Here is an 11,502-nt window from a genome sequence, read left to right as displayed (position 1 = left end):
TATCTTGCTGGATGAGTTTTATAAATAAAAATACACTATATTCATGAATAAATTACTAAAAATATTTTGTTTTTGTGGGTTGTTTTGCCTATGTGATTGTTGTAAAAATAGCATACATCCTAACCTTATAAACAAAAAAGTTTGTAAGCAAATATTAGTAAAAAATTATTTTGATGATAATGAATACATTATTAATAATGATATTTTAATCCAAGAACTGTATGAACTCTTACAGAATGCAACTCTCTGTGACATAATTAAATTGCCTCCAAGATTAGTATTAACTATAAAAGGCAGAAATTATCATCAAACTTTTTTTATATGTGATAATTATATAAAAGATGACAAAAGAAAAATATATAGATGTAAAAAAAATATAGAAAAGGAGTTAAAGAAAATGATCGAAAAATAGCAGACTATCTGCAAAAAGCGTGTGTACTATGCATAGATTTTCACACATCTAAAGAAGAACTTTCTGTCTATGATAGGTCTAAGTTGTGCCCAGAAATGTTTTTTACCATTGAGTAATTCAGCCGCAGCGTTAGTTGCTGAGAGTTCAAGATAAACTGTGTCAAGCTATAAAAGTTATAGTTAGACACGGTTTATTTACATTTCTATCCTTTCCTTTGCAGAGTATAATTCTTCCTTAGTATGCTGAAACATTGTTGATGCACGGACAAGCCCTTGCACTATCGAATACGATGCGAATGCCGTTGGTCTTAATCTTGTCGAAACGAAGGATGCGCTTGTACCAGATGGTCGTTGTCTATTATTTCTGATTAATTTTCTTTTTAATTTCATTCGCTTCTTTAAATAGGCTATTAGCCATGCTATCTTTAATTGCTGCCATCTGTATCATTTCGTTATGATAGCGAATTGAGTCCTCGTAAATATTTACATGAGTTCTCACTTTCTCAATAACTTCTTTATTTGGGCATACAGAAAAATTCTTTTCGATGTATCGAACATTGGGGTCGTCGGATGGAAGCACCATCTTCAAAGCCCGATACTTCAAATCTGCCTCCTCCCAATCTTGGCGCTCTCGCCATTGGGTGAGATTGCCCCAAATGGAGAGAACAAGAGATAGAGCCAAGCCACCAATGAAAAGAAGAACATACTTTGAAGTTGGCTCGAAGCGATGAGTCACAACTTTCTTCAGAGGTGTATTACCCATTGCGTGAAGTTTGTCCTGCACATTTTTTGATGTGGCATTCAGCTCTTGTTTCACCTGATTAATTGCATCAAACAAGAGTTTGCTTCGCTGTTCTCCGTTACTTGCTTCTTTCTTGGTAAGGTCGGTAAAGATGCAGATAGCCTCTCTTAATCTTACCAATTTGTCAATAGACTCCCCTTCTTTTACAGCCATAGCAAGGATTGCTTTTTCAAGCTTGCTTATATTAACACTTACAGAGACCGGAGTGCTTTCCGCCTCTGTATTCTTTGGTGAGGCAGAAAGTTCATCGACTTTCTGCTCCAATCTCTCAACTGTGCCGTAGATGGCTTCCAATAGTTCTTCTTTCATATTTCTTTTGTTGTTTGAATGGTTTGTAACTTGCATCAAAGGCTAAAGCCTCTTCTGCGTTTCTTTTTTTTCTTCTTGGATGATTCGTCCTCTGGGAAAGACTCAAAGGTCTGAGCGTCGCCAGAAGCAAAAAGTCTAATGGAAGAAATGCCGTTCCAAAGGTCTTGGCTGCTATCCGACATGGATGGCTCATCGTTGCTCTTGTGATAGCCTTGCTCGTATTGCAGAGTAGAGTTGTCTCTTGATGAAACGTGTTTCTCCATTCCCTCAAATCTCGCATTCAGTTTGCCAAAGCTATAGTCTCGGCTAATCTGTGTCCCCTTGAAACTATATCCATCCTTGCAGAAACGGATACCTTGCACCTTGGTTCTCTCCTTGTCCTTATAGACTAACTCCAAGTGAACACCTCGCTTTGCAAGTTCATTCTTGAACTTCTGCCAGCTATCTGCGGCTTTCAAGGCACCTTTAACGGCATTGTGAATCTCATATTTTGCACGCTCTGCATTGCGCAATTTGCGAGTGTTAGTCTTGCTCTTGTCCGTTCCGTAAGTAAGTCCATACTTGGATTTTAGAGCCTTGGTCACCTGCTCATTACGCCTGTAATCATTCCTGTCTGATAAGAGTTTGCTCTCATTGTTGATGCGGTTATACACGATATGGCAATGTGGATTGTCCGTGTTGTGATGCCTTACGATAATGAATTGGGTATCGTTGATACCCATCATCTTCATGTATTCAAGGGCTATCTTAGCCATGAACTCATCCGTCAAACGTGGCTTGTCCTCGGGCTTGAAACTGAGTGCAATGTGTCCCACAGGCTTCTTAATCCTTGGATTTAGCTGCCTCTGTAGCTCGAAACTTTGCGTCATCTCGGCATTCGTGCCGAGTAACACACCATCCGAGGCGATGATTTTTGCCTCGTCCTTGCCTGTAACATAGCGGATGCAACCACCAAATGAGCTGCCCTTCTTTAGCTTGCCTATCATGTGGTATCCTCCTTTCTGCCCATACTGCTTGGCTTAGGTTTATAACTTGCTTGGCGATACTCGCCAAGGATTTCTTTCAATCTTCTCAACAAGTCCACCACATATACATGGGTCTCATGGAAACCTCTCTGATGCGACAGCTTGATAAGTTGGTTGAGGTTGTTCGCCATGCCAATGAGGTTCTTGGCGATGGCTACCGTCTCTGCGTTGTGTCCGCTGACCACCTCGCCGTTCAAGGCGGACTCACGGATATACTCCGCCAACTTGCGATTGGCTTTTCTCGCCCTCAGTCTCAATGCCTCGTAGCTTGGCTTCGAGAACTTCACCGTGACAGACTTCGACAACTTGCGAACCCTGCCCGTGGGCGGTCTTCCGCCCTTTCTCTTGTCCTGTTCATGTATGCTTGTCATTCGATATACTGTTTACAGTTGGTACACTTACTTTCTGCGACCGCCGGGAGCAAAATTCCTCCGCCCTCATGGTGGAGCGAGGCGTTTTGGGGTTCCCAAAACATAACCTCGCTCCCTCTCAGAACACGTTAGTTGGAACTACAGCCTTTCAGCTATCCACGTCCAAGGTCGCAGACCTTAATTCTCACAATTTGCGCCAAGCCTCGAAGTCCTCTTCATAAAGGCTTAGGTGGTGGCGCACGATGTTCTCGATGATGCCCGATACGCTCATGCGTCTCCCTCCGAGGATGTGGACGACACGATCAAGACGGTCTCGTACATCGGAACTGACGAAGACCGGCTTGCGGCCGTCAATCCTTGGAACTTGGAGGAAGGTCTGCTGATACTCCTCCAAAGTTGCCTTGCGCTGCTTGCCGCTGATGCGCTTCAGCGGATTCGGTGGCGATTGAGCCTCGTTCGTTGATGTTTCCTCTCGATAGGGAGTTGTTGCAGCAACTTTCTCTACAATTGCTCTCAACTCTGGGTTCTCTACATCATCATAGAGAGAATTACAACTACTTGGATTGGCTTTGTTGCCATACGTAGATGGTTTAACAAAATCCAAATACTCTTTTTCCATCAGCTCCTTTTGCTCAGGAGCCAAGACTGCATCTTTTGTTCTTGCCATAGCTTATGCTGTTTTATTTGTTAGTATAGTGGTCACGGTTTGCTCCATTGACCGATTGTCGGGTGCAAAGTAAGTGTACTGAGTGCAGCCATGCAACTGATTGGGTGTAACGTGGCAATTTAGTTGTGGCTTGCTTATTTGCATACCGAGATAGTTGTGAGAACTTCAACGTATTTCTCAACTCATCATTGTTCATGTATTCGTTGCAGTCGTGCAAGTTTTTCCTATCGGTTTAGGACTTGAAGTGTATCAAACCACTGCAACATACTGCCACAGAAATTGAAAACGCTTGTTTTTAGATTGCCGTGCCTATCTTTGCACTCACAAGCGTGGAGCACAGCATATGCGTGGAGCTTTGCGACATATAACATAGTATAAACTTAGAAAAAAGAAAAGTATGGGATTCATCGTATTCGAGGAAGAGGCATTCAACTATCTTGATGCCCAGTTGGAGAACTTCGTGAAGCGCATGGACAGAATCCGTGAGCGCAGTGAGGACAAGACCATGAACAAGTGGCTCGATACGCAGGACGTGTGTCAGACGCTCAACATCTGCCCACGGACAGTGCAGACGCTTCGGGACAACGGAACTTTGGCTTATACGCAAATCAGCCACAAGACCTACTACAAGCCGGAGGACGTGATGGCTATCGTAGCAGTAGTGGAGGACAAGAAAAAGGACATGCGCTTTCGCAAGCGCACAGGTTAGGCAGTCAATATACAACAGCCACTTTATCCAATGCAGCAAGTAAACCGAGTAACGTAAGTATCAACAATAAAACGAGACAACTATGAGCAATGAAGTAATGACAAGAAACAGCGAGTGGATGAACCATATCGTGAACCACCTCAACCGAATGGTTGACAATTTTGAACGTGCCGTGATGAACTACCGCCCCATGCTTGGCGGTGAGCGGTTCATGACGGACAAGGAGCTTTGCGCCAGGCTGCAACTGAGCCGAAGAACCCTGCAGGACTACCGAAACAACGGTGTCATCCCGTATATCCAGCTTGGCGGAAAGATTCTTTACCACGAGTCCGACATTCAGAAGATTCTGATGGCTAACTATCGTGAAGCGTACAGAATGAAAGGTGTGTAGGAGAATGTCCTTGATGAGTGTGTGAAATGAACAAGGCGACAACGTATAACTTACCGAGTGTGGCTGTTATAGGTTGTCGCCTCGTTTTATTGGCTATACCGAGTTGTTCGTGTTTGCCGAGTATCATTTGTGTTACCTGTATAAATCTAATACCATGCTAAAACACACTGCGGTGGTTCGCCCAAGTGGCTGGAGGCGCAAAGCCTCCAAGGAACGTTGCTTTATGGCAGGTCTATGCCATTGCGTTCTCTGTAAAGATACAGACCAGTTTAGTGCGGCTTGTCTGCTTGCCGATGACGGACTGCATGATGAACTCCCGAAAGGCTCTGCTCTCAATGCTGTCAATACGGAAGGCTACCGCAATGACGAGTTCAAGGCTATACACATCATAGCTGATGCGGTCGTTCTTCCTGACATGACGGCATACACCCTGCTCTTTCAGAATGCCATCCTTGAATATAGCCTTGACAGCCTTGCGCACATAGCAGCCGAATACATTATACATGTCGGCAATCTCCTGCATGGTCATCCATACAGTATCGGTCGGCATGGATACCGTTCCGCTCTCACTGATTGTTATAACACCTCTGTTCATTTCCTGTCCTCCTTATTTTTATTCTGGTCAGTTTCTTTTGTTTCTCTGCGCTGCATCAGCTTATCCATATCCTTGGATATCTTGTCATCGGTGATGACGGCATAGACCTGGGTGCTTCGCAGATTGGAATGCCCCATCATCTTGGCGATGCTTTCCATTGATATGCCCGAAGTAACCATGTTTACTCCGAATGTATGTCTTGCAACATGTGCGGTAAGGTTCTCATTTATACCCAAAGCCACACCGAGTGAATGAAATTCAAACCACATGGAATCACGTGAAGAAAGAGGGAAAACTGGTTTGCTATCATCCGCTGTATTGTATAGCGACATTATCTGTTCAGCTATCGGGTGCAAGGGAATGAACGCTTCGTTGTTGGTCTTTGCTCTTTTCTCACGGATGTATTTTCTACCGTCTGCCGTCATCCCGATATGGTGTGGATACAGGTTACGTAAATCGACATAAGCCAAACCTGTAAGGCTGGAGAAAACAAACATTCTGCGTGCCAACTCCAAAGCCTTATCCTCCATAGGAGTCTCCATAATGAGCAGCAAGTCATTTCTGGATATATGTCTACGCTTTGGTGAGCCTTTCTTTTCATATCCGACATCTTCCAATGGATTGAATTTCAGCAGACCTCTGTCAACAGCGATATAAACCAAGCGTTGCAGCCAACAAAGATTATGGTTCGTATTGGATGCACTATACCCTTTGCCAATCAAGAACAACTTATAAGATTTGCCAAATTCCTCAGTCAAATCTTCAAATGCAATGTCATTCATTCCTCGTAACCCGATGAACTCTCGCAAGTTTAGCTGCGATGTCTTAGATTGGCGATAAGAAGATGTTGAGTTAATACGGATAGAGCGCAGCCTAAGGCGTTCACGCTCCTCCTCGCCAGTGGCAAGCAATGTCATCGGGATAGTATTTGCATCAACAATAACATTCTTCAGAATCTCGGCGGTAACGATGCCCTTTTCCTTTGTTGCCTGCTCGTAGGCTTCGTCAATTCTTAGTCTGAACGCTTGCAGTTGTCCGTTCACTCTTGCATTCTTGGCTTCACCTTTTTTCGTGTCCCATTCTTCGGGAGCACAGTAAAGACCTGTTGCTATGGCTGACACTTTGCCGTCAATCGTGATACGGCAAAATATAGATGTGGTTCCGTCTGCCTTTACTCTGCCACGGTTGATATAATAAAACTGCTTGTATGTACTTCTCATTGTTATGTTCCTTTCTTATTTTGTGATAATATTACAGGACAAACTTGAAGTCCTTGTTAGCTTCGATGAACTTGTCCATATCCTCAAATAGCTTTTTCGGGGTGACACGTGCATAGATTTGCGTGGTCTGAATGTTGTTGTGACCAAGCATTTTGCTGATAGTCTCTATCGGAACACCTTCTTCGAGCGTAACGAGCGATGCGAAACTGTGCCGTCCAACATGATAGACCAAATCCATACTTATGCCAGATAGTACTCGGAGACTTTTCATGTTACCTCTCAACACTCGAAATTCCTGTGGCGGTAAAAGAGTAGGTCTTGTCGGGTCTTTGTATTTCTCCAACATGGCAAGCGCCTCTGGCAGCAGCTTCACACGTGCAAGCATCTTGTTCTTCTTTCTGTGGTATTTCAGCCAAAGGCTGCCCTCCTCATCACGAAAGAGGTTTTCTTCCGTGATGGAAACCGTATCGGCATAAGCCGTGCCTGTATAGCAAGCGAAAAGAAAAAGGTCACGGGTCAAAGCCAACGATTTTCTTCGCTCTGGTATTTCGAGGTCACGAATTTTCAGGAAGTCCTCACGTGTCAATGCCTTTGGTGGATTCTCTTTCTTTTGAGGTAGCTTGAAGTGCATGAAATGATAACGCTCGGAGTGTCCTGCCTTGAAAGCTATTCGGCAGGTCTTCTTCAAGATGGCGAGATAGTGGCGGACTGTATCAAGTGCAAGACCTCTCTCGTCCAAGCAAAAGTCCATGTACTCACGGATAAACTGCTCGTCAAGCTCACCGAATGCCACATCGTCAGTTCCATAACGCTTCTTGACGAACAATACCAATGTCAGGCGAGTGTACTGGTAGTTTGGAAGCGTGCCTTTCTTGTAGTCGATGCCGATTCTTGACTCAATGTCCGCAATGATGGCGTCAAGCTGCTTCAACAAGGTCATCTGAGTGTCTGCACTGCATTGAAACAGATCCTTTATCGCCTTTGCGTCAAAATCCGTCTTGCGCTCCACAAGTGACTCGTAGGCTGAATTTATTGCCAGCAACAGTTTGTCAATCTTGGCGTTCACTTCCACAGCCTCTTTGCTCTTGCCGTCAAGTCTGCTCTCACGTGGATTCCATAACTTTGGCGTACATGACAACTTGCAACCGAACTGCGCCATTGTTCGGTTGAGGGTGATGCGTCCCATGATGGGAGCCTTACCGTTCTTGTCCAATCCGCTCTTTTTAAGGTAGAGCAGCACCTTGAATTTTTCAACTTTCATCTGCTTACTTTTTTAGTTTGCAAAAATAATCAATCAGTAAGCATTCTCTGTCATTGAAAGTTGTGCAGAACAGTGCAACAAACACTGGTGACAAACTATTTGTTTTTCACCTCGTTAGCAGTGTTGGTTTCGGTAACTGACCGCTAACGGTTTGGTAACTGAAATAACTCAATATCCTGCTCGGCTTTGCTTTGCAGCCAATTGGCAGAATTATGAAATATTGCTCATTCTCAACCACTTGCAGTTCATTTCTCTCATCTTCACTTTCCGTTGCTTTTGCTTAAATTGTGCACATGAGGCGCCACACCTTTGCCACCCTTATGCTGCAGCGCGGCGTGTCGCTCGAGAGTGTCAGCACTATGCTCGGCCATGCCCGTGTGGCCACCACGCAGCGCTATGCCGAGGTGACGAGGCAGAAGATATTGCATGAGCTTGGGCAGACACAGCGCACGGACTGAGGCGAGGTTGCTGAAAATAGCCCCGACGCGAGACGCGTCGCCCCCATTAGTGCTTGCGTTTTCTGTCAGATTGACAGGTTAAAAAGCGGATTTGAAGCCATGGGAAGAACTGTTATGCCAGGAATTTGCGCTCTAATGGGGGCGACGCGTCTCGCGTCGGGCATTTTTCAGCAGCCTCGTCCCGCGTCGGTTTTTTCAGCAACTTCGGCTGCCTGCCCTACTTGCGCCGCAAGTTGTGCAAGCGCACACCGAGGGTGCCGCACACCGAAACAACACGAAATGTTTAACTAAATGGTTATCAATATGAACAAAAAGTTAGTGCTCATGGGAGCCGGCCTGCTCTTGACAGCAGCCACAGCTTCGGCACAGAAGCTTGTGACCGGACACGTGACCGACGCACAGGGCCAGCCCGTGATGGGTGCCACCGTGCGCGTGCCGGGCACCAAGGTAATCACCACCACCGACGCCAATGGTAACTTTAAGCTGAGCGGCGTGCCCGCCTCAGCCAAAAAGCTCATGGTATCGTACATCGGTATGAACACCGCCACCGTCAGCGTGGCAGGCAACGTACAGGTGGTATTGAAGGACAACGAACTGGGCGAAGCCGTAGTGATTGGTTACGGTACAGCCAAGAAGGTTGGTACTGTGGTAGGTTCGGTAAAGAAAGTTGGCGGTTCAGTTGTTGAGAACAAGCCTGCTACCAATGTGGCTGATGCCCTTCAGGGCCAGGTGGCCGGCCTTAACATTGCCAACAACTCGGGTGATGTGGGTACTACTCAAAATATATCTATCAATGTGCGTGGCGTGGGTTCGCTCTCTGCCAGTTCAGAACCGCTTATTGTGGTAGACGGCGTGCCTGCCGGTGCTGCCATGCTTTCAATGCTCGGCCCGAGTGATATTGAAAGCATCACCACACTGAAGGACGCTTCGGCCACCTCCATCTATGGTTCGCGTGCCGCCAATGGTGTAATCTACATCACCACAAAGAAAGGCCGCAGCAACGAAAAGGCGCAAATACACGTGAGCCAGAATGTGGGCTGGAGCCAGTTGGCACGCAGCATTGGCAACCCGATGAGTGCTGACGAATTGCTCGACTTCCAACTCGAGAACGGTATTATCTATCCGCAAACATACGCATATTTCAAAGGACATGGTGCCAACACCGACTGGCAAAAGCACATGTTCGACAATGCCGCCCCCCTGCACACTACCGACTTTAGCATTCGCGGCGGTTCAGAAAAGACCACTTACTATGTGTCGGCCTCATTCTTGAAGCAGAATGGTATTACTTATGGTTCGAGCGTGAAGCGTACCACACTGCGCACCAACATCGAAACCAAGGCAAAGGACTGGCTGAAGTTTGGCATTGCACAATCAATCGGCTTTTCAGAGAATAGTGCCAATCGTTTTGCCGACACTCGGTCGGACAACGTAAATTCGCCCTCAACTGTAGCAGCCAGCTGGCCACGCTATTGGGAACCTTACTCAATGAAGAGTACGCACCAGGTATGGGGCACTGACTCTTGGGGCATACTATTTGACCCTAACTACTATGTTGACGCCGCACCGAGCAAAGTAGAGAACCTCGTATATAATGGAACAGCTTTTGCCGAAATCACTCCCGTCAAAGGCTTGACCTTGCGCTCTCAACTCGGTTTGTATGCCATTGGCAACCGATTGAAGAGTGTGATTATGCCAAGTTATGCCCAGTTGGCTGGTGGCGGCACGGGTTCAGCGGCACGCCAATCGGTACAATCAAGTTCCTGGACCATCACCAATACGGCCGAGTACAAGTTCAACATCAACGACAACAACCACTTTACTTTGCTGGTTGGCCAGGAGGGCATAAAGGCCAGCTACGATGAGTTTACAGCCCAGGCAGATGGTTTGCTCGACGACCGCCTGACCAACCTCAGTGCCGGTACGGTGCCAGCAGCCGCAAGCGAATCGAACTACAAGTACGAGTACCTGTCATTCTTCGGCCGTGCCGACTATGACTTCAAGCAAAAGTACTATGCCAACTTTACCGTGCGTTCTGATGCCTCGTCACGCTTTGGTAAGTCGAACCGCCGCGCCATGTTCTACAGTGGCGGTGTGATGTGGGACATGATGCAGGAGGCTTTCATGCGTCCCGCCTCGACATGGCTCACCAACTTGCAACTCAAGGCCAGCGTGGGTTCAACCGGTAACTCTTCAATCGGTAACTACACCCACCTCTCACTCTCGGGCAACACGCAGTATGGCGGCGAACAGGCTTCGTATTACGCACAGTTCCCCAACTCAGACCTTGGCTGGGAAAAGCAAATACAGACCAATGTGGGCCTGACAGCCTCATTCTTTGGCAAGCTCACCCTCGACTTCAACTGGTACAACCGCAAGACCAAGAACATGCTCATGAGCATGCCCTTGCCTTACACCACAGGTATGAGTGCCATGATGAAGAACATTGGCGAAATGACCAACCGCGGTGTTGAAGTGGAAATCAACTACGACATTGTGCGCACCAAGGATTGGTACGTAAACTTCCACACTACCTATTCATACAACACCAACAAGATAGACAAATTGTTCTACGGCCTTGACCAGTGGGACAACAAGGGTGCGTTGATTAGCTATATGGTAGGCAAGGGCTTGAACTACTACATGCCAATCTTTGCTGGCGTGGACGAGCAGGACGGTGCCCCCATGTGGTACAAGGTGGGCTACAGCGGAGAGGCAGGCTACACCTACAACCCCGAAACAATGACCAAGGACGAGAGCCAGATTGAAAGCCTCTATCAAGACACTGGCAAGAAGCGCTTTGCACCGCACCATGGTGGCTTTGGTTTCCAGGTGAGCTGGAAGGGCTTGACACTCGCTGCCGACTTCGCATACGTACTGGGCAAGTACATGGTTAACAACGACTACTATCTCAACACCTCATCGAGTGCAGCCACTCAAGGTATGAACCTTGACCGCGATGCTTTGCAGATGTGGAAGAAGCCGGGCGACCACGCTATTCTGCCTGCCTTTAAGTACAACTCGCAGTTCGACACCCATCTGCTCGAAAACTCATCGTTCATGCGTTTGAAGAACTTGCAGTTGTCGTACGACCTGCCCGCGACGTGGATGCAAGCTACACGCTTCTTTGAGAATATACGCATCACCTTCACTGGCCGCAACTTGTTCACCGTGACCAAGTTCAAAGGTGTGGACCCCGAGGTTGACTCAAACCTCACTGCGGGCAACTATCCTGCCACACGCCAGTATACATTGGGCGTAGACGTGACTTTCTAAACGATTA

12 protein-coding genes are annotated in these 11,502 nt (G+C 46.8%); 5 read left to right on the top strand and 7 right to left on the bottom strand.

Annotation, left to right across the window (positions count from 1 at the left end; genetic code table 11):
* Nucleotides 1-43: 43 nt before the first annotated feature.
* Nucleotides 44-412, top strand: a complete 369-nt coding sequence (locus tag BQ5453_RS00560; protein WP_071121693.1) for a hypothetical protein — start codon at nt 44-46, stop codon at nt 410-412.
* Between the two features lie 357 nt (nt 413-769).
* On the opposite strand, the gene BQ5453_RS00555 is transcribed toward BQ5453_RS00560, so the two are convergent.
* The 4 genes from BQ5453_RS00555 to BQ5453_RS00540 form a co-directional block, all read right to left on the bottom strand.
* Nucleotides 770-1,522: a hypothetical protein gene (locus tag BQ5453_RS00555; RefSeq protein ID WP_071121737.1), complete on the bottom strand. Its 753-nt coding sequence runs from the start codon at nt 1,520-1,522 to the stop codon at nt 770-772.
* Nucleotides 1,523-1,557: 35 nt separating this feature from the next.
* The gene (locus BQ5453_RS00550; protein ID WP_071121692.1) at nt 1,558-2,508 is read right to left on the bottom strand and encodes a relaxase/mobilization nuclease domain-containing protein; all 951 of its coding nucleotides are present in this window, start codon (nt 2,506-2,508) and stop codon (nt 1,558-1,560) included.
* A complete protein-coding gene (locus tag BQ5453_RS00545; RefSeq protein ID WP_071121691.1) occupies nt 2,505-2,918 on the bottom strand; it encodes a plasmid mobilization protein in 414 nt (137 codons plus the stop codon). Before BQ5453_RS00545 ends, BQ5453_RS00550 begins: the two co-directional genes overlap by 4 nt.
* A gap of 184 nt (nt 2,919-3,102) precedes the next feature.
* On the bottom strand, nt 3,103-3,585 hold the full coding sequence (locus tag BQ5453_RS00540) for a DUF3408 domain-containing protein (protein WP_071121690.1): 483 nt from the start codon (nt 3,583-3,585) through the stop codon (nt 3,103-3,105).
* A gap of 397 nt (nt 3,586-3,982) precedes the next feature.
* On the opposite strand from BQ5453_RS00540, the gene BQ5453_RS00535 reads away from it, so the two are divergent.
* On the top strand, nt 3,983-4,294 hold the full coding sequence (locus tag BQ5453_RS00535; protein WP_008656559.1) for a helix-turn-helix domain-containing protein: 312 nt from the start codon (nt 3,983-3,985) through the stop codon (nt 4,292-4,294).
* Between the two features lie 82 nt (nt 4,295-4,376).
* Entirely contained in the window at nt 4,377-4,685 is a 309-nt protein-coding gene (locus tag BQ5453_RS00530) for a helix-turn-helix domain-containing protein (protein WP_071121689.1), read from the top strand.
* A 232-nt stretch (nt 4,686-4,917) separates the two neighbouring features.
* Here the strand turns inward: BQ5453_RS00530 and BQ5453_RS00525 are convergent, their stop codons facing one another.
* Genes BQ5453_RS00525 through BQ5453_RS00515 form a run of 3 tightly spaced genes read right to left on the bottom strand, consistent with a single transcriptional unit; the run spans nt 4,918 to nt 7,761 of the window.
* Nucleotides 4,918-5,280: a virulence RhuM family protein gene (locus tag BQ5453_RS00525; protein ID WP_071121688.1), complete on the bottom strand. Its 363-nt coding sequence runs from the start codon at nt 5,278-5,280 to the stop codon at nt 4,918-4,920.
* Complete coding sequence (locus tag BQ5453_RS00520) at nt 5,277-6,500, bottom strand: site-specific integrase (protein WP_071121687.1); 1,224 nt, start codon at nt 6,498-6,500, stop codon at nt 5,277-5,279. Before BQ5453_RS00520 ends, BQ5453_RS00525 begins: the two co-directional genes overlap by 4 nt.
* Before the next feature lie 31 nt (nt 6,501-6,531).
* Nucleotides 6,532-7,761 (bottom strand): site-specific integrase, encoded by a 1,230-nt coding sequence (locus BQ5453_RS00515; RefSeq protein ID WP_071121686.1) that lies wholly within the window; start codon nt 7,759-7,761, stop codon nt 6,532-6,534.
* A 293-nt stretch (nt 7,762-8,054) separates the two neighbouring features.
* On the opposite strand from BQ5453_RS00515, the gene BQ5453_RS13660 reads away from it, so the two are divergent.
* Together BQ5453_RS13660 and BQ5453_RS00510 are read left to right on the top strand one after the other, a co-directional pair.
* Nucleotides 8,055-8,219 (top strand): tyrosine-type recombinase/integrase, encoded by a 165-nt coding sequence (locus tag BQ5453_RS13660; RefSeq protein WP_074027629.1) that lies wholly within the window; start codon nt 8,055-8,057, stop codon nt 8,217-8,219.
* Between the two features lie 303 nt (nt 8,220-8,522).
* Entirely contained in the window at nt 8,523-11,495 is a 2,973-nt protein-coding gene (locus BQ5453_RS00510) for a SusC/RagA family TonB-linked outer membrane protein (protein ID WP_071121736.1), read from the top strand.
* Nucleotides 11,496-11,502 lie beyond the last annotated feature (7 nt).

Origin of the sequence: Prevotellamassilia timonensis, from assembly GCF_900106785.1 — a bacterium.
GTDB classification, from domain to species: domain Bacteria; phylum Bacteroidota; class Bacteroidia; order Bacteroidales; family Bacteroidaceae; genus Alloprevotella; species Alloprevotella timonensis.
This window is presented reverse-complemented; position numbering and strand designations above follow the sequence as displayed.